Annotated in this window: 18 protein-coding genes; 1 reads left to right on the top strand and 17 read right to left on the bottom strand. The window is 57.5% G+C overall.

What is annotated here, in order from left to right; translation table 11 throughout:
* Positions 1-140 precede the first annotated feature (140 nt).
* The 7 genes from FZF01_RS03830 to FZF01_RS03800 all read right to left on the bottom strand — a co-directional run bounded on the left by FZF01_RS03830 (position 141) and on the right by FZF01_RS03800 (position 8,645).
* Complete coding sequence (locus FZF01_RS03830) at positions 141-2,267, bottom strand: PQQ-dependent dehydrogenase, methanol/ethanol family (RefSeq protein WP_150276807.1); 2,127 nt, start codon at positions 2,265-2,267, stop codon at positions 141-143.
* 30 nt (positions 2,268-2,297) lie between these two features.
* Positions 2,298-3,086, bottom strand: coding sequence for an alpha/beta fold hydrolase (locus tag FZF01_RS03825; protein ID WP_150276806.1), 789 nt, complete (start codon positions 3,084-3,086; stop codon positions 2,298-2,300).
* Positions 3,087-3,317: 231 nt separating this feature from the next.
* Positions 3,318-4,022 carry a TSCPD domain-containing protein gene (locus FZF01_RS03820; protein ID WP_150276805.1) on the bottom strand — a complete coding sequence of 235 codons (705 nt, stop codon included), beginning with the start codon at positions 4,020-4,022 and terminating at the stop codon, positions 3,318-3,320.
* 76 nt (positions 4,023-4,098) lie between these two features.
* On the bottom strand, positions 4,099-6,252 hold the full coding sequence (locus FZF01_RS03815; protein WP_150276804.1) for an adenosylcobalamin-dependent ribonucleoside-diphosphate reductase: 2,154 nt from the start codon (positions 6,250-6,252) through the stop codon (positions 4,099-4,101).
* Positions 6,253-6,500: 248 nt separating this feature from the next.
* Entirely contained in the window at positions 6,501-7,085 is a 585-nt protein-coding gene (locus tag FZF01_RS03810; protein ID WP_150276803.1) for a DUF1285 domain-containing protein, read from the bottom strand.
* A gap of 14 nt (positions 7,086-7,099) precedes the next feature.
* Positions 7,100-7,705, bottom strand: coding sequence for a DUF4823 domain-containing protein (locus FZF01_RS03805; protein WP_150276802.1), 606 nt, complete (start codon positions 7,703-7,705; stop codon positions 7,100-7,102).
* Between the two features lie 43 nt (positions 7,706-7,748).
* Positions 7,749-8,645 (bottom strand): radical SAM protein, encoded by an 897-nt coding sequence (locus FZF01_RS03800; RefSeq protein WP_150276801.1) that lies wholly within the window; start codon positions 8,643-8,645, stop codon positions 7,749-7,751.
* A 173-nt stretch (positions 8,646-8,818) separates the two neighbouring features.
* Between FZF01_RS03800 and FZF01_RS03795 the strand changes: the two genes are divergently transcribed.
* Positions 8,819-10,483, top strand: a complete 1,665-nt coding sequence (locus FZF01_RS03795; RefSeq protein ID WP_150276800.1) for a carboxylesterase/lipase family protein — start codon at positions 8,819-8,821, stop codon at positions 10,481-10,483.
* Positions 10,484-10,529: 46 nt separating this feature from the next.
* On the opposite strand, the gene FZF01_RS03790 is transcribed toward FZF01_RS03795, so the two are convergent.
* From FZF01_RS03790 to mltG, 10 genes are all read right to left on the bottom strand, one after another.
* A complete protein-coding gene (locus FZF01_RS03790; protein WP_150276799.1) occupies positions 10,530-11,174 on the bottom strand; it encodes a TetR/AcrR family transcriptional regulator in 645 nt (214 codons plus the stop codon).
* Between the two features lie 84 nt (positions 11,175-11,258).
* A complete protein-coding gene (locus FZF01_RS03785) occupies positions 11,259-12,110 on the bottom strand; it encodes an ABC transporter permease (protein WP_150276798.1) in 852 nt (283 codons plus the stop codon).
* Positions 12,107-12,982, bottom strand: coding sequence for an ABC transporter permease (locus FZF01_RS03780; RefSeq protein ID WP_150276797.1), 876 nt, complete (start codon positions 12,980-12,982; stop codon positions 12,107-12,109). Before FZF01_RS03780 ends, FZF01_RS03785 begins: the two co-directional genes overlap by 4 nt.
* The gene (locus FZF01_RS03775; RefSeq protein WP_150276796.1) at positions 12,979-14,082 is read right to left on the bottom strand and encodes an ABC transporter ATP-binding protein; all 1,104 of its coding nucleotides are present in this window, start codon (positions 14,080-14,082) and stop codon (positions 12,979-12,981) included. The genes FZF01_RS03780 and FZF01_RS03775 overlap by 4 nt, the downstream gene beginning before the upstream one ends.
* Before the next feature lie 66 nt (positions 14,083-14,148).
* A complete protein-coding gene (locus FZF01_RS03770) occupies positions 14,149-15,210 on the bottom strand; it encodes an extracellular solute-binding protein (protein ID WP_150276795.1) in 1,062 nt (353 codons plus the stop codon).
* 326 nt (positions 15,211-15,536) lie between these two features.
* On the bottom strand, positions 15,537-16,313 hold the full coding sequence (locus FZF01_RS03765) for a TatD family hydrolase (protein ID WP_150276794.1): 777 nt from the start codon (positions 16,311-16,313) through the stop codon (positions 15,537-15,539).
* A gap of 11 nt (positions 16,314-16,324) precedes the next feature.
* On the bottom strand, positions 16,325-16,681 hold the full coding sequence (locus FZF01_RS03760) for a PilZ domain-containing protein (protein ID WP_150276793.1): 357 nt from the start codon (positions 16,679-16,681) through the stop codon (positions 16,325-16,327).
* Between the two features lie 33 nt (positions 16,682-16,714).
* Complete coding sequence (locus FZF01_RS03755) at positions 16,715-17,701, bottom strand: DNA polymerase III subunit delta' (protein ID WP_150276792.1); 987 nt, start codon at positions 17,699-17,701, stop codon at positions 16,715-16,717.
* On the bottom strand, positions 17,694-18,326 hold the full coding sequence (gene tmk, locus FZF01_RS03750) for a dTMP kinase (RefSeq protein WP_150276791.1): 633 nt from the start codon (positions 18,324-18,326) through the stop codon (positions 17,694-17,696). The genes FZF01_RS03755 and tmk overlap by 8 nt, the downstream gene beginning before the upstream one ends.
* Positions 18,323-19,393 (bottom strand): endolytic transglycosylase MltG, encoded by a 1,071-nt coding sequence (gene mltG / locus FZF01_RS03745; RefSeq protein WP_188434452.1) that lies wholly within the window; start codon positions 19,391-19,393, stop codon positions 18,323-18,325. Before mltG ends, tmk begins: the two co-directional genes overlap by 4 nt.
* Positions 19,394-19,395: the final 2 nt, after the last annotated feature.

Raw genomic sequence — 19,395 nt, 5'->3', positions numbered from 1 at the left:
TTTACCGGCCTCTTGTTATTGGCTGAACTACAGCGCCTGGCATCGATACAGGCCTGTTTTCAGCATAACAGTGAACAGGCCCGAGAAAAGCGCAAGCGCTTTAAACGAGCCTATCATAAGGATTACTGATATTAGAGTAATTACTCGGCAGCAGTGGATCCCTCCCCAGTCGACTCGGCTGACACCTGCATCGCCTGCATGTAGGTCTCGTACTCCCGATGCAGGACATACAGCCGAATGTTATCCACCTGCTCAGGCGTCAGGCTGGTGGCGAAGCTGGGCATACCCTGGGACTGCAGCAGGCCTTCCAGAAGGATGGCCTGGTAGGCGGCGCGCACTGGCTCGGCCGAATGGCGCAGGTCCGGCAGCACGCCACCGCCAATTACACCCGCACCGTGACAGACCGCGCAATATTGCGCATACAACAGCTTGCCTGCCTCAACATCAGCCTTCGCTGCTATGACCGGTTCCGGCACACGCTCTGATGCTGGCGGTTCGGCCAACGCCGGCAATGTGGCCTGGCCCCCGACCTTGAATACCAGCATGCGACTGACATTACGTACGCCGGTGGCTACCGCCGCATCACCGCCAAACAAGGCAGCGGCCCCACCCCAACCGGCCATCAATGCAATATATTGATCATCGCCGTGCTTGAAGGTCATCGGTGCGGCGATGATGCCGGTCTGCGCGTCAAAGTCCCAGAGTTGCTCACCCTCGTCCGCGGTATAGGCAACCAGCTTGCCGGCCGCAGTGCCCTGAAACACCAGATTCCCCGCCGTGGTCAAGGTACCACCATTCCAGTGATTATCATGCTCTACGCGCCAGGCCGCCTCCTGCTTCACCGGGTCCCAGGCCACCAGTGCGCCGGAAGTATACTCTCGGGGCAGTTCAGTGATTTCCGAGGATCCCGCACCGGTATTGAATGCCTCACGCTTGACGAAACCCTTGCCCTCGTTACTGTAGGTGCCCGGTACTTCCTGGTAGGGAATGTAGACCAGACCGGTCTGGGGGTTGAAGGACATCGGATGCCAGTTATGCGCGCCGAAGGGGCTTGGCCACATGACTATCATTTCTTCCTCGTAGCGCGCACCGGGTGTTTCCACTGGACGTCCAGTGGCCATGTCGATGCGTTCGGCCCAGGTCACCTTGCCGAATTTTTCTGCCGACAGGAGTTCACCCGTAGCGCGATCAAGCACATAGAAAAAGCCATTCTTGGGCGCCTGCATCAATACCTGACGCTCCTTGCCGTCGATCTCCAGGTTGGCCAGGGTGATCTGCTGGGTCGCAGTAAAATCCCAGGTATCGCCGGGGTTGACCTGGTAGTGCCAGACCAGTTTTCCGGTATCCGGTCGTACAGCCAGAATGGATGATAGAAACAGGTTATCTCCACCGCCTGGGCTGCGAATTTCACGGTTCCAGGGCGAGCCATTGCCAGTGCCGACATACAGCAGGTCAAGCTCCGGATCGTAAGCCATACTGTCCCAGGCGGTACCGCCGCCGCCCAGTGACCAGTCGGTATCCTTGCTCCAGGTTTTGGCCGCTTCCAGCAACTCAGGGTGCTCTACCGGCTTGGAGGGATCAGCAGGCACAGTATAGAAGCGCCAGCGCATCTCGCCTGTCTGGGCGTCATAGGCAGAAAAATAGCCGCGCACGCCGAACTCGGCACCGCCATTGCCGATCATGATCATGCCCTTGACCACGCGGGGCGCAGCAGTGATGGTGTAGGGCTGGCTGTTATCGGTCGTTTGCTGGCTCCAGACCTCGTTACCGGTCTTGGCGTCCAGGGCGATCAACCGTCCATCCAGCGTACCCACGTAGACCTTGCCTTCATGCAGAGCCACTCCGCGGTTTACCGCATCACAGCATGCATGCCTGCCCTTGGCCTTGTTCACTTTTGGATCGAAACTCCAGAGAATCTCCCCGGATACGGCGTCAACCGCCATCACCCGGCTCCACGACAGTGAGGTGTAGAGCACGCCGTCGCTGTAAAGCGGTGTTGCTTCAAGCCCGCGGTTGTTATCCAGATCTATAGACCATGCCAGGCCCAGCTTGCCGACTGTCTGTTCATTCAGATCGGTCAAAGGACTGTGGCGCTGGCCGGCCAGCGTGCGGTCGTAGCTCAACCACTCTCCGCTTGCCATTGCGGGCATGTGGGCCACGGCGCCAGCGGGCTCATCCGCGTAACTGACGGACCAGCCAAGCATTCCGGCTGCAAGGGCTGTAGCAACGCCGACCAGGCACGTATTGCGCTTTATTATTCTTGTCATTGCATTCTCTCTCTAGGTGATTGGGTCTGTTCAGGCTTCGGCAAAGTCACCAATACGCTGAGCAACTGCCTCTGGCGCCTCAAGCGCTACCGAATGCCCGGCACCGGGAATCACGTACATGTCACCGTGTCCGCTGGTATCCACAATTTGCTGGGAAAGTTCTATTGAATAGGCGTGATCCTGCTCACCAGCCAGCACCAGCAGAGGCACCTCCAGCAAGGCAATCTCTGGCAGAACACTCTGGCGATGGATAACACCCCGGGCGGCTGCACCGATGCCAGTATCCAGATCAAGCATCTTGCTGCGCCAATGGGCTAACAGCGGCTCGCGGGCTGGGTCCGAAAAAATGTCGTCGCCAAACATGATATGCATCAGGGTATCGATATGGTCAGCTGGTCCATTACGCGCCAGATCCTCGACCAAGGGCTCGAAGGCAGCCAGCTTGTGCTCCAGATCCGCGCTGCTGCCCATCACGATGCACCCGGCCACCAGATGCGGATACCGCGCAGCCAGGCGCAAGGCGACAAAGCCGCCCATGGAGTTGCCTGCGACTTGGCACGGACCAAAATCCAGGGCCGCGATCAACGCAGCTGCATCGCGGGTCAGATTGTCCATGTCCAGCGCGCCCTTACGGCCACTGGCGCCCTGGCCCCGGTGGTCGTAGGCAACAATCTCAAAGCGATCCTTGAGCAGCTCGATCAGAGGCTCGAACATGCTCAGATCAAAGAACAGTGAATGGCTGAGAAGCAGTCGCGGACCGCCCGCAACGCCGGTTCGCAGATAGTGAATAGTCGTATCGTTGATCTGGATACTGGGCATGGATCGCCTCCTGCTGAAGCCACCGTCGGATCACGGGGCACTGTCGATCCTAGGCGCGCAGAAGGCGTAACTTCACCCCCCTGTTGGGGGAGAAGTTCGAATACCTGTAGCCGGCATGCATCTGAATATTTCTGAAAACAGCTGAATCAGATAGCAAAAAGCCCCTGGAAAGGGGCTTTAGACTAGTCTCGATCAGGTTATGCCAATGATCGGGTCAGGACACGAAAGGGCTCAACCGCACTTGCTATCACCACAATTGAGGCAGGTCAGACAGCCATCCATTTGCACTGCCGCCTGTGTGTGGCACTTGCCGCACATCTGTGCGCCAGGCGGGTAGGACTCGGTGCTGTCGTCACAATCGGAAGCAGCCTGGCCCTGGGGCTTGAGGCTGACAAACTCGGCCCGCTTCTGTTCGAGGTAAGCACGCTGATGCTCGTCCATCTCGTTGGTCATCATGCCGATGCGCGTCAGGTGCTGCTCGAGCACATCACCGATCTCGGCGACCAGCGAGGGCATCCAGCGACCCCCGCGCTTCATGTAACCACCCTTGGGGTCGAACACACTACGCAGCTCTTCCACCAGGAAGGTGCAATCACCACCCTTGCGAAAAACGGCAGAGATAATCAGCGTGAGGGCTGAAATCCACTGGTAGTGCTCCATGTTCTTGGAGTTGATGAAAATCTCGAAGGGTCGGCGAATTTCATGATCGCTGCCGTGGTTGAGAATAACATCATTAATGGTGACGTAGATCGCGTGCTCGGACGTCGGCGTCTTGATCTTATAGGTCGAGCCTTCCAGAAACTCGGGACGCTTGAGCTTCTCGTGCATCTCTTCCAGTTGCTCGTCAGGCGCCGCGATCACCTCCAGTGGGGCAACTGGCTCATCGGGTTTGACTACCGCGTAGTCGACAATCTTGCTGCTTATCTTCAATGCCATTTCCTGATCCTCACCCGGCTCTGGCCGGGCTCTTTACTGTTCGTTAGCGGGGAGCCGCGCACGGGGCTCCGATGTGTCAGAACTTACCGTAATAGCCTTCTTTCAAGGCGTCGTAGAGGTTCGCTGCGCTGTGCATCTCGCCGTCATACTCGATCTCGTCACCGCCCTTGGCCTCAACAAAACTGCCGTCTTCTAGCTTGAAGCGGTAAGTGGTGTTAGCCAGATCCTGCTCCTTGACCAGAACGCCCTGGAAGGCTTCGGGGTTGAAGCGGAAAGTGGTGCAGCCCTTGAGGCCCTTCTCGAACGCGTAGCGGTAGATATCCTTGAAATCTTCATAGGGATAATCGGTCGGTACGTTGGCCGTCTTGGAGATGGACGAGTCCACCCACTTCTGCGCTGCGGCCTGCACATCCACGTGCTCGGTCGGCTTGACGTCGTCAGCGGCGATAAAATAGTCGGGCAGGTTGCGGGTACCCGCCTCCATGCTCGGCAATGCATCGGCATTGACGAAGTGACGGTAAGCCAGCAACTCGAAGCTGAACACGTCGACCTTTTCCTTGGACTTCTTGTTTGCGCGAATCACGTTACGGAAGTAGTGGTGGGCGAAGCTTGGCTCGATTCCATTGGACGCGTTATTGGCCAGCGACAGGGAAATCGTGCCCGTGGGCGCAATCGAGCTGTGGTGGGTAAAACGTGCGCCCTTCTCGCTCAAGGCGGCAACCAGCTCCGCATCTTCACCGGCAATCTGCTGCATGTAACGGCTGTATTTCGCCCAAAGAATCTTGCCCTTGAGACTGTCACCGGCCTTGATGCCGTCGGCGCGCATTTCCGGACGCTTGACCAGCATGGCTTCAGTCACGGTGAACTCTTCATCCATGATCGGGGCTGCGCCCTTTTCTTCACTCAGCTGCAGCGCTGTGCGCCAGCCCTGCACCGCCATCTCCTTGGAGACCTGCTCGGTAAAGTCCAGCGACTTGGGCTCGCCATATTTCATGCACAACATGGTCATGGTTGAACCCAGGCCCAGAAAGCCCATGCCGTGACGGCGCTTGCGGAAAATCTCCGCACGTTGCTCTTCCAGAGGCAGGCCGTTGATCTCGACCACGTTGTCGAGCATGCGGGTAAAGACATCTACCACTTTGCGGTATTCATCCCAGTCAAAGCGGGCCTTCTCGGTGAAGGGATCGCGCACAAACAGGGTCAGGTTGATCGAACCCAGCAGGCAGGCGCCATGGGGCGGCAGAGGCTGCTCACCACAGGGGTTGGTAGCGCGGATCTCTTCACAGAACCAGTTGTTGTTCATCTGATTGACGCGGTCGATCAGGATGAAGCCGGGCTCGGCGAAGTCGTAGGTCGAGGTCATGATCATGTCCCAGATCCGACGCGCCTTCAGCACCTTGGACACCCGACAGGCCACACGACCATCTTCGCGGGTCAGGTAACGCTGGGTGGCGGGTAGCTCACGCCAGATCACCTGATCATCATTGGCCAGATCCAGACCATCCGCATCGACCTCAGACTGGGTCAGCGGAAAGGACAGTTTCCAATCGGCATCGTCGGCCACTGCCTGCATGAAATCTTCAGTAATCAACAGCGACAGATTGAACTGACGCAGCCGACCACCTTCACGCTTGGCGCGGATAAAGTCCATGACATCAGGATGGCCAACATCGAAGGTCGCCATCTGGGCACCGCGGCGGCCACCGGCGGAGGAAACGGTGAAGCACATCTTGTCGTAGATATCCATGAACGACAGAGGGCCGGAGGTGTACGCACCGGCGCCGGAGACGTATGCGCCCTTGGGCCGCAGTGTGGAAAACTCGTAACCGATACCGCAACCCGCCTTGAGCGTCAGGCCTGCCTCGTGCAGCTTGGACAGGATGTCGTCCATGGAGTCGCCGATAGTAGCCGATACCGTGCAGTTAATTGTCGAGGTAGCGGGCTTGTGCTCCAGAGCGCCAGCATTGGACGTGATACGGCCGGCGGGTATCGCGCCATGACGCAACGCCCAGAGGAACTGCTCGTACCAGTGCTCACGTACAGAGGGCTCTTCCACATCGGCAATAGCCCGGGCAACGCGCTGATAGGTCTCGTCGACGGTCGAATCGATCGCTACCCCATCCTTGGTTTTCAACCGGTACTTGGTATCCCAGATATCCTCGGAGGCTGGCTGCATCGGGATGTCGGTGACCGTGTTGTGCAGGCGCTGCACCTTGGCTGTCTGGTTCATTATTATCTCCTGAAATACTCGGCTACACCCCGTAAAACCACGTTGTCAACGCCCAATGGCGCCTGGGAGTTTACGGGGAAGAAACACTACTTGTTGTGCATAGCGAGCAATCCTAGACCCAGATATGGTAAATATCAATATCTGGCAGACCACAAAAAAGTACTTTTTCCGCTTGACTTGAAGAGAGCCAGAAAGGACGTGGCCGGGGAGCGCCGACCAGACCGGCCGGCGAGGATTTCGGGGAAATATCAGGCGCGGTTGCCGTCTATCGGAAAGAAGCATCCGTTGCTCCAGACGCCCAGACAAAGTGTGCCCTGGTGCTCGCGCTCAACGGCCAGCTCGACCAGTTGATAGAAAACATTGCGTCCGATCAGTGCCTCCAGATTGCGCCGCACCAGCACGTAGGGTGAGGGCTCCTGAGTGCCTGCATCGAGCTCGACGCGAATCGGATTGTCACTTCCTACTTCGACTGTATCTTCAAGGTTGGTAGTGAATGTCAGCTTCTGACTCTCGCCCTCACCTTCCACGTTGAGCAGGGTGGCCACAAATGGCGCGTCATCGACCTGAATAGCCCAGCGCTCGACGGGCGTCACCAGATAATAACGGCCATCGTCGTCAAGACGCAGAATGCTGGCAAATAACTGCACCAAAGCCTTGCGACTGATTGGATCACCCTCGTGGTACCAGGTGCCATCGCGGGTAATCTGCAGATCCATTTCGCCACTGACCGGCGGATCCCACTGATCAACCGGAGCCGGTTGCGGGCGACGGGTCGAATTGGCGCCGGGGATGCTGTCGAGCAGCGACTGGTGCGGTGGTGGTCGTCGGGTCATGGTGTTACCTCTATTCAACGGCCGAGCAATTGCCGGGTGTAGTCTTCCAGCGGCGGACGCAGCAGATCCGTTGGCTCGGACTGGTAAAATTGCAGGAAACCGCCGCGCGTAGCGACAACGGCATGATCGATCATCCGGCGCGTAGCCGTTTCCATCAGAATCAGATGCAGGGTGGCGCGATCAACACCAACATCACCCAGGCGACGGGAATCTTCCCAGTGTTCACGGTCTCCGACCTGATCTTCGGCACTGGCAAAGCGGGTGTACAGAAGATAGTCCATGCCATGGACGTATGCCTGATCCAGGGCCTCTTCCAATCCCAATGGTGTCTCCGCACGACGCATCAGGGGAAACACCTGTACTGCCGCGGCAAAGGTTTCCTCGGCGACAACATTCGGACGTGCATAGGGATGGCCCACCGGGACGAAATGCCCCTGGGCAATAAACAGACTGGAGTCGGATTGCAGGCTCCAGTTGGCCTGTCGGGTGATGGTGTAATTATCCATCAACCCTGCGTCACCCAAATGGTAACGCGCGGTTTTCTGCATGTCGGACGGCTTGACGCAGCCGGTCAGTGCCAACAGGGCGGTGAGTAAAATGGCTATTGCTGTCCAGCGCATCCTGATTTCCTCGGCATGTTACCTGGTGGCTCAATGGAGCCTATTACAGACCGCGCATCCACTCCGGTCGCAAACGCGCCCGCTCGGGCCGCTCGATGGCGTTCTTCACCTGCTCCAGTATTCGCTCCTTGTCCGCCCCCAGCGTGCCCTTGAGCACCAGAGCGTTGGAAGCATGGTCACTGCGAAAGACGCTGTCGCGCAAGTCGAGCTCCTGGATAAACTGTTGCAATTCAAGAAACAGACTCTGCTGGTCCAGGGGTTCGAAATCGGGAAAGCGATCACGATAGCGTTCCATCCCCTGAGGAAAACTGACCACTAGCGTCGAAACAAATTCAGGCTGAGTTGCATTCATCAGTCTGGCAGAGTTGCGCGCGTGCTGCTCGCTCAAGCTCTTTCCGCCCAGACCATTGAGAATCATCACCGAACGCAGGATGCCAGCCTCCCCAGCCTTGGTCAGTGCCTGCTCGGTGGACTCGTAGGTTTCCCCCTTGTTGACGCGCTCAAGCACCTGATCATCTCCTGATTCGGCGCCCACATAGAGCATGGCCAATCCGGCCTCACGCAGCTCTCTGAGTTCCTCGACCGATTTACGCTTGAGATTGCGCGGCAGGCAGTAGGAAGTCACACGCTCCACCGTCGGCATGTGCTCACGTATAGCTTCAAGAATGGTCAACAGCCGGCGCGTGGGAAGCACCATGGCATCCCCGTCTGCCAGGAAGACGCGCTGAACAATCAACTGTTCGCCGCTGCGCCGTATCTCTTCAAGCACCTGTTTCTCATCCCGCGCACGGAATTTCTTCTGCTCATCTGTGTACATTTCACAAAATGTGCACTGATTCCAGGAGCAGCCATTGGTAACCGGCAGGATCAGCGAATGGGCTTCACTGGGGGGACGGAAGACGGGTTCTATGTAACTGACGGGGAACGACTGGGCAGACATGACTTCTCCGTTGGAGGGGGGGGGTGACGAGTCGACCCTGCAGTCTACTACGAAAAACCTCAAGGTAGGATCACCCGTATACGTTTCGCGCCTGCGGTGTGATTGATTTATCGTTTTAACTCGACTCGAGCCATATTTCGAATTAGAACAAACCAATCTGAGTGGATAAAACAATGAATCGATCCAGCCTCCCTTTTGCCGGCTTTTGCCGGACAGGGCTCGCCGCCGCCGTTTTCGCCGTAACCCTTACCGGCTGCCTCTCTGGAGGTGGCGGTGGTAGTGAAGCAGTGGCTACCCCCGACCCCCTAACTGTCACTACTACCGAGGGGGCTATCAAGGGCGTCACACTCGAGGGTGTGGAAGGTATCCGCGTATTCCGCGGCATACCCTATGCTGAACCGCCGGTTGGTGAACTACGATTTGCGCCAACAGTGCCAGCGGAGGACCGGTCGGAAACACTGCAGTTGAGCGACGCCTTCGGTAGCAGCTGTGTTCAGATCGATCTCGCTGTCAGAGCGCCGGCCGGAAATGAAGATTGTCTCTATCTCAATGTGTATGCGCCCGAGTCCGGCGAGAATCTTCCTGTAATGGTATGGCTTCATGGCGGGGCTTTCGTATTCGGCAATGGCGGTGGTGAATATGATCCAACTCGACTGGTGAAAGAAGACGTTATCGTCGTTACCCTGAACTACCGTCTTGGTTTGCTGGGCTTTCTCGCTCACCCCAACCTGGAGTCAGACGGAGGCAACTTCGGCTTGATGGACCAGCAACAGGCGCTGCGCTGGGTGAAGGAAAACGCTGCTGCCTTTGGCGGCGATTCGAACAATGTCACTATCTTTGGTGAATCCGCTGGCGGTCATAGCGTGATGAGCCATATCGCTTCACCACGAGCCAAAGAGGAAAATCTGTTCCAGCGCGCAATAGTACAAAGCGGTTCCTACGCCGCCTTCCAACAAAGCAAGGTTGACGCGCAAGCGACTGGCGAAACCGCTGCCACCGCGCTGGGCTGTGCCGATGGGGCAACGGCTGCAACCTGTCTGCGCGCTCTGCCGGCAATGAGTTTCCTGGCTGTGCAGGGCTCCCAGGTCATTCCCAACTCCGATCCAACTACCGACCTGCTGCCTGTGAGCATACAAACTGCGCTGGCCACCGGTTCATTCAATCAGGATCTGGACATCATGATCGGCAGCAACCAGGATGAAGGCACCCTGTTCGTCGCTCTGGATGAACTCACAGGCGACCCGCTTGATGTCCTGGGCGAGGCCGAATACCGCACACGCGTCGCTGATCTTTTTGAAGATTCAGGCCTGGATGCCGATGCCATCGCCACCTACTATCTGAATGAGTACCCCACCGGGGCAAATCGACTATCGCTGGCACTGTCGGCGATCTGGACCGACTCCAACTTCGCCTGCAACAGCTATGCACAGGCCAGCACGTTCGCGAACAGCAACATGAATACCTACCAGTACTGGTTCCGCGACGAAAATGCGCCCTGGACTTTGGTACCTGCGGCGAGCTTCCCACTGGGGGCAACACACGCCGGCGAGATTCCCTATGTTCTATACCCGGAGCAGGTGATGCGCGATCGTTATACGGGCGATAAAGACGAACTGGATGCACTGGCCAGCGACATGGTGGGCTACTGGGCCCAATTCGCCAAGGATGGCAACCCCAACAGCACCGACGGTGTAGCCCCCAACTGGGCGCAAGTATCCGCCGGTCAAATCAATACCCTGGACGTGTCGAGCCCTGGCAGTGGTTCGAACCTCAACTTCCTCGGATATCATCGCTGCGGTTATTGGGCAACCCCACCCCTGGCGGCGGCACCTCGTTAACCTGACCTTTCAATCTCCCACAGCAGCCCGGCTATTCGCCGGGCTGCTATGTTTCGGCCGACTCCAGCTCCTTCTTGCGCTTGGACTTGTTGCCCATGCGCACGCCTATATCCATCAGAAACTGCATATATCCTTCCTTGTCCTCGATCACATCCTGCCAGAACGGTGAGTGATACATCGCCATGGCGCCGTGCACCAGAGCCCAGGCCGCGCAGTAATGGAAGTAGGCTGGCACATTCTCCAGTTTGCCATCATCAATACGTTCCTGAATAACCCCGGTCAGATGGTTGAAGTTGGAGGCGCGGATCTTGTGCAACTCTTCAACAAGTTCAGGTAACTGATTGGATTTGACCAGTTTTTCTTCCAGACGATCAAACAGACGATAGCGTTCCGGATCGCTCATGCGGAAGGCGAAATAGTCGCGAGAAAGGGCTTCGCGGTCTCGCTCGATGCTTTCGGAATGCAGGAGACTGGCAAGATCGCGTTCATAGTCGAGCATCAGACGCAGATAGATTTCAGCCTTGGATTTGAAGTGCTTGTAGATGGTGCCCTTTCCGATACCCACTTCGTCGGCGATCATTTCAACCGTCACACTGTCTTCACCCTGCTCAAGGAACAGGCGCAGGGAGGTATCGAGTATTTCCTGCTCGCGACGCCGAAACTCGCGGACCTTTCGTGATTCTTTCTGCATGACGATTATGCACTTCCCTACCGGCAAAATCGGCATTATGCCAACTTGATGACCAAATTCCCATGATTGCTTGAAAGCTGACTGTCAGGCCCTTTTTTGAACACGAACAGCCACCAGCGCAAGCACCATCGAGCCAAGCATCAGCAACAGAGAGACAGCATTGAGTACCGGCGTAGCGCCCTCGCGAAGGCGACTGAACAACGTGATGGTCAGCGGCGCATCGGAGCCAACCAGCATCAGCGTGGTATTGAAGTTCTCGAACGACATCAGAAAACAGATCAGCGCTGCGCCGATGATTGCCGGCGCCAGAAACGGCAAGGTGACGGTCAGAACGGCAGTCAGATGTGAAGCACCCAGATTACGGGCGGCCTCTTCAAGCTGTATGTCGAAGGTTCGCAACCGCGCTGATATGACCAGAGTGGCGATGGTGCTGAGGAAGGCAAATTGACCCAACACCACCAGCAGCAGCCCGGGCCTAAGCATATCCAGGAAAATATCGTGATTGAAGTCGAAATAGTTGGCGATACGACTGGCAAAAATCAGAATGGATATACCCAGAATCACACCCGGGATAACCAGGGGTAGCAGCATCAGAATGAACAGCAGATTCTTGCCGGGGAAACGGTGGCGCTCAAAAAGAAAGGCATTGAGTGTGGCCAGGCTGACAGCCAGCACCGTGACACAACTGGCGACCAGAGCGCTGGTACCAACACTGCGCAAAATGGCGCGATCATGGAACAACCCTGTGCGCTCAGGGGTATTGGCCACAAACCAATCGAGCGTAAAGCCTTTCCAGGGCAGAGCCGGAAAGCTGCTGTCATTGAAGGCAAACACGCCCACAACGATCAGCGGTGCCGCCAGGTAAATGAAGAACACCAGCACATAGGCCGCATAGATCCAGCGAAATCGTCGGGTTAGCGGTAACGAGGCGATCATCGCATGGTCTCCGCAAAGGATTGCCGGCTCAACCTCAGGCCCAGCCACACAATCAGCGATGACAGCACCAGCAGCAGCACACCGAATGCGGCGCCCTGCTCCCAATTGAATCGGGTAATAAACTGGGTAAAAATCTGCTCGGTGAACCACATACTGTCCTTGCCACCAAGCAGTACCGGCGTGAGATAGTTGCCTACCGAAAGCATGAACACCACGATCGAACCGGAAACAATACCCGGCATAGCGTGGGGGATGACGATGTTGCGCGCAACGCTCAGATGATTGCCGCCCAGATCGTAGGCCGCCTCCACAAGACTGTCATCCAGGCTGTCCAGCGTGGTCACCAGGGGAACCAGCATGAACAGAATCGAGGCGTAGACCAACCCGACCATGATCGCCACATCGTTATAGAGCATCTCCACCGGCCCGGCGGCCAGGCCGCTCCACTGCAGCAAGCCGCTGATCACGCCACTTTCACGCAGCAGGATCATCCATCCATAGGTACGCACCAGTTCGCTGACCCAGAAAGGCACCAGGCATGCCAGAAACAGCAGCGAGCGCCTGCGACCACGCACCAGCTTGGCAATGTACCAGGCCACCGGAAAGGCAATAACCAGCGTCAGGAACGTGGTAAAAATTGAAATAAACGCAGTACGCACGAAGGTACGCCAGTACAGCGACTCGGTGAAAAACAGCTCGTAATGCATCCAGCTGAAACGATGCTCGGCAAAACCGATACGTTCACGCAGGGACACCAGCACCATATCCACATGCGGCAACACAATCAGTAGCAACAGCCACAATAACAACGGCAACATGAGCAGGAATACACCAAGGCCCAATCCGCCATGTGATGCCTTGTTCCCTCTCATGGAGCATCTGCCGCAAAATACTGCGCCTGGCTACTCATCCAGCCCAACTGCAGACGATCGCCCGGTTTCAGCCTGGCAAACTCCGGGGTCTGGGGAAGCCGGACGGTCAGCCCGACGCCCTGCTCCACCGTCGCACTGATACGACTGTTGGCGCCATCGAATAACAGTGTATTGATCTGAGCATTCAGGCAGTTGTCCATCCGGCATGTCTCACCCGGTAAAAACGGGCTGATACCTTCAGGCCGCACAAACAGTGAAACGGCGTCGCCCACACTGATCGGCAGAGCTCCTGCAGCGGTGGCTTGAATAGCCTGACCACTGGCCAGGGTGACCCGACCCGGAGCCGCCACACGTGCCTGAAGCCGGTTTGAGTCGCCAACAAATCCCGCCACAAAAGGGGTGGCCGGCTCGTAATACAAGGTTTGCGGGCTTGCTACCTGCTCGAAGCGGCCCTTATTCATCACGGCCACCTGATCAGACATGACCAGGGCTTCGGACTGGTCGTGGGTGATATAGACAAAGGTGGTGCCAAAGGTCTGCTGCAGCTGCTTGAGCTCCAGTTTCATCTGCTCGCGCAGCTTCAGATCCAGGGCGCCCAGGGGTTCATCCAGCAATAACACCGCCGGCTCCAGCACCAGACAGCGGGCGATGGCAATGCGCTGCTTTTGCCCACCGGAGAGTTGGTCCGGCTTGCGCTGCCCCACGTCGGGCAGCCCGACCCTTTCGAGTACGTCATTCACCCGCCGGGCAATATCTTTCCTGGCAACACCGCGACGTTTCAGCCCGTAGGCTATGTTGTCCGCGACGCTCATCATCGGAAACAGAGCCAGATGCTGGAACACCATATTCAGAGATCGCTTGTTGGGCGGTACTCCCCGCATGGACTGGCCCTTGATGCGGATGTCCCCGTGATCGGGTTCGACAAAGCCTGCAAGCATGCGCAGCAGCGTTGTTTTACCGCAGCCCGAGGGTCCCAGAATGGAGAAAAAGGAACCGGCCGGAATACTCAGGGAGATATTATCTACCGCCGCCTGGCCGGCAAACGCCTTGTACAGCTGGTGGCACTCAAGGTCCAGGGGGGTATCGGGTGTGAAAGGCATGGCATTTCCGTTGCAAAGGATCCTGATCGCCCGGCATTGCGCCGGACGAAAAGACCGGAATCAATGTCAGTTCGCGGCGCTAACGCGATCGAGAATACGCCCTTCAATGGTTTCCAGGCCCGGCGGAACCGGTGGATACCACTTGATATTCTCCAGTGCCGCTTCGTCGAAGCTGCTCTCGAAACTGTTTTTCAGCTTTGCATCGACAAAGGCTTCAGCGCCCCGGGATGCGGTGAAATTACCCGCCGACTGGGTAATCATTGCCGCAATTTCGGGCTGCATAACAAAGTTGATCCACTTGTAGGCCGCTTCATCATTGGCCCCACGACGCGGCAATGCAAAGGTATCGATCCAACCCAGCGCACCGCTGGCAGGCGCCACAAAGCTGATTTCCGGATTCTCGGCCTGGAGCTTCCAGCCGCCTGCATCCCAGCCCTTGGCCGCAACCACTTCGCCTGATGCAACCAGGTTGATCAGTTCGTCACCCCCGGTCCAGTAGGTTTTCACGTTGGGTTTGCAGGCAATCAGCTTTTCCTGCACACGCGTCATCATTGCCTCATAGGCTACGGGATCGTCGTAGGCCGCGAAGGGGTCCTCGCCCATGGAGAACGCCATACCGATCAGCATTGGCCGACGCAAGCGGTAGGAGACCCGGCCTGCCAATTCCGGCTTGCACAGGTCTGCGAAGCTGTTCACCTGACCCCGTACACTGTCGTGCACAATCAGGCCCGTTGTGCCCCACACATGGGGGACCGCATAGATGTCACCATCCAGTTCGGTGTTGGCCTTGGTGGCTGCCAGCATGGAGGGGATAAATAGGGAGGAGTCTATTTTGCTGGTGTCCATCGGCTTGTAGATCCGATATTCCTGCTGGGCACTGGTGATCCGATCCTGACTGGGCTGCGCCAGATCAAAACCCGAGCCGCCGGTGGCACGCAGTTTGGAAATCATGTCCTCGTTGTTGGACAGGGTTACCTGCACATCAATGCCGGTTTGCTCTTCGAATTGGCTGATCACTTCCTCGGGGGCATAACCGCCCCAGGTGAGCAAACGCAGCTCTTCAGCAATGGCGGAAAACGGCATGGCAAGGGTGATTACGGCAGGTACGAGCATCTGTTTCAAACGCATGATGTACTTCCTTTTATCGTCGTTGGTTCCCGGAAACTAAGTCATGACCGTGACAGTATAGTTACAGCAAAAAAAACTGCCCGACCGCGAGCTAACAACAGTTGACGATAAAATGCCGTGCGCGTATTCCAAATCGGTTTATGAAAGGGGAACAAAGGGCTGGCGGACTGCGGAATCTGGGCAATACTGAAGACATCAGGTTGACGCGCTCCCCCAGGCGCAAGGCCTGAAATGGTTGGGCCACGCCCGACCTCGCAACACTCCTAATGGTCTTGACCCGGATACTTCCCCCAGTATTCGGGTTTTTTTTGCGTCTGACCGCCAGATCACCTGGCCAGAGGAAACAGCCGATGAAAGTTATCCGTGGTGTTCTGCCATAGTGTGTCGAGGGGCTCACCGCGGATATCCGCCACGAATGCGGCTACCTCACAGACAAACTGGGGCTCGTTGGGTTTGCCCCGATGGGGGACCGGAGCCAGATAGGGAGAGTCGGTTTCAACCAGCAGCCGATCATTGGGTACACGGCGCGCTACATCTCTAAGTGCGTCGGCATTGCGAAAGGTGACAATACCCGACAAGGAAATGTAATAACCGAGGTCCAGCGCTTGGCGCGCCATATCCCAGTCCTCGGTAAAGCAGTGCAACACGCCGGTTTCAGCCAGATCGGCCTCGCGTAGCAGATCCAGAGTGTCCTGCCGCGCTGCCCGAGTGTGAATGATCACCGGCTTGCCGGTCTGCCTGGCAGCTGTCAGATGGCACTGAAAAGAGCGTTTCTGCTGTTCCGCCATATCAGGCTGGTAATGATAATCCAGGCCGGTTTCGCCAATGGCAACAACCCGCGGGTGATCAAGCTCCCCGATCAGCCAGTCGAGCTCGGTGAGTTGTGCATCGGCCAGATCCAGAGGATGCACACCCACACTGCAGTACACATCGGAATAACGCTCCGCCAGCCCCTTTACCACCGAGGCATTGGCAGCATCCACGCCGATACAGAGAAACTTGCCCACGCCTTTGGCCCGCGCCGCATCCAGCGCGGCATCAAGTGAACCTGCATGGGAGGTGAGATCCAAACGGTCGAGATGGCAGTGAGAGTCAATCAGCATGGAAACCCAGATTACATCGTATGGGTGGGCCGGTCGGACTTGAGTGCGCCAGCGAGGTAGGTTTCGATCTTGCTGCGCGCGGTGTTGTCCTGATCACTGAACTGCACGCCGATTCCCGCTGCCCGGTTACCCTGGGCGCCCTTTGGTGTGATCCAGATAACCTTTCCAGCCACCGGGATCTTCTCGGGCTCATCCATCAGGTTGAGCAACATGAAGACCTCATCGCTGAGCCGATAGCTCTTGTTGGTCGGAATGAAAAGCCCACCGTGCTTCACGAAAGGCATATAGGCCGCGTACAGAACCGACTTGTCCTTGATGGTCAGGGACAGGATTCCGTTGCGCGGACCGGGGGCGGTCGGATTACTCATGTTAGATTCATCCTGATCAATAATGTCTGCAGGTTAACGCTTTTTCAGCAACTGTTTCCACTCTAGCAACAAGGTCTCGAGAAACAGCCCCCGGTTGAGGTTCGCCTTGCCCAGGGTCATCGACCGATGGGCGAGCAACCAGTCCTGCCACTGCATCAACTCTTGCGCTTGAACATGTTTGGCCATGTAACCAAGCACCACATCCATGTCGCCGTTCTCCGCGTGCGTAATGGCACCCGTATGCAGTTTGAGCAAATCCAGCGTCCAGCTGCAAAACCAGTCGATCAGCAGTTCAAGGGGAATTTTTGCCCAGCTTTCGGCTACCTGGCTGGGAGACTGTTTGTCCTTGAGTAATGCCTTAATGTTGTCAACCACGCCCATGCGCAACTGCACCGCATCCATTTCATGCAACGCGGCTGCGCGCAGGGGGGCACCTGCTGCCATCTGCAAGAGTACCAGTCGCTGTTCGGCACCTAACTCAGGCACGCTTTCTGCCAGCCAGGCGAGTGCTGATTCCCGCGCGGGAGTCGGCAGCCGCTGAGCGCGGCAGCGACTGCGCACTGTTGGCAGCAGCCGCCCCGGCTGATCGGTGACCAACAGCAGATAGGTCGCGGCAGTCGGTTCTTCGAGTGACTTGAGCAAGGCGTTGGCCGCGTTCTGGTTCATCGCCTCGGCTGGATGCAGAACAATGACTTTGCTACCTCCCTGCTGCGCTGTCTGCCCCATAAAGTCGACCAACTGCCTGATAGCATCGACACGAATTGCTTTGCCTTCCTCCTCCGGCGTGATCAAAAGCAGGTCCGGGTGGGTACCGGCTTCGCGCAGCAGGCAACTGCGACAGCGCCCGCATGCCATGCCCTGGGCGGGTTTTTCGCATAACAGAAAAGCAGCAAACGCATGGGCGAAGCGCCGTTTACCTACGCCCGGCAACCCGCTGAACAGGTAGGCGTGGGCGTGCTCCTGCTGCTCGGTCAACTGCGACCAGACCTCCTGCTGCCAGGGAAAGGCGATCTCAGGCATGCCATTGCTCCAAGACCTGAGCAACCAGAGGCCGCATAGCCTGGGCAACCTGATCGAGCGTACCACTGGCGTCGATTATCCGGTAACGGCCCGGATCTGCCGAGGCACGTTCAAGGTAGGTCTGACGAACCGCCTCGAAAAACGCCGTTTGCTCCACTTCAAAACGATCCAGCTCACTGCGCGCCCGGGCTCGCTGCATACCAACTGCAACGGGCACATCGAAAACAACAGTCAGGTCCGGACGCAAGGGGCCCTGGACCCATTCCTCAAGTGCGGCAATACGCTGGACCGCTATTCCGCGGCCACCGCCCTGATAGGCATAGGTAGCATCTGTAAACCGGTCACTGATCACCACCTGGCCCCTGTCCAGGGCTGGACGAATAAGACGATCGATATGCTGCGCACGCGCCGCAAACATCAACAGCAGCTCTGCATCCGAGCACATGGGCTCATCGTGGTGGCTAAGCAGCACCTCACGAATCTTCTCGGCAATCGGCGTACCACCCGGCTCGCGGGTCAATAGCGGATCACAGCCAGACTCGCGCAACGCCGCGGCAAAGAGCTGCAAATTGGTCGACTTGCCTGCCCCTTCCGGCCCCTCGAACGTGATGAACAGCCCGCTCATTCTGCACTCTCCCCTGTGCCGCCCGATGCCGCCGGGCTCGACCTGTAGCTCTCGGCCCGCTGCCGTATCTGGTATTGCTGAACAGCACGGTTGTGCTCGCGCAGGGAGTCAGAGAACACATGACTGCCATCGCCGCGGGCAACGAAATAGAGACTAGTCCCGGATTTCGGATTCACCGCCGCTTCCAGCGCTCCGCGGCCCGGCATGGCGATAGGTGTCGGCGGCAATCCGTCAATAGTGTAGGTGTTGTAGGCAGTGGGTCGGCGCAAATCACTGCGCCGGATGTTGCCCTGGTAGGCATCGCCCATGCCATAGATAACCGTCGGGTCAGTCTGCAGGCGCATGCCAATCCGCAGGCGTCGGGTAAAGACACCGGCAATTTCGCCACGCTCCTGCGGCACCCCTGTTTCCCGCTCGATGATCGAGGCCAGTATCAGCGCCTCGTAGGGCGTCTTGACCGGCAGATCGTCAGCCCGCTTCTGCCAGACATCAGCCAACACCTCTTCCATGCGCTGGTAGGACCTGAGCAGAATGTCACGGTCACTCATGCCGAAGGTGTACTGGTAGGTATCGGGGAAAAACCGACCCTCCGGATGTACCCCCTCCAGACCCAATGTCGTCATGACCTGCTCGTTGCTCGCCTGCGGATCCAGTGACTGCTCAAGGCGCTCCGCCTTGGCCAGCTGTGCGCGAACCTGCTGGAAGTTCCAGCCTTCAACCAGCGTCACGCTGCGTCGCACTACCTCACCGGCATCCAGCCGGCGCAGAAGCTCCGCAGCTGACATGCCGGGCTCAAGCTGATACTCCCCGACCTGCAGCACCGAATCGGGCATCTGCCATTGCCAGTAACGACGCAGCCACTGGGCCCGATCAATCCGACCGTCATTCTCGAGGTTCGCAAGAACCCTGGCTGGTGTACTTCCCGGCACTACATCCAGACTGACGGGCTCATCCACACGAACAGGTTGCTCCAGCACATCCTCAAGGGTCAGATACGCCCAAAGCCCCACAGCAAGAAAAGAAAAAACCGATAAAACAATAAGTAAACGGACAATACGCAGAATCAACT

The organism is Halopseudomonas salina (assembly GCF_008641105.1).
Note: the sequence above shows the minus strand (reverse complement) of the source record. Positions and strands in the feature narration are given on the sequence as shown.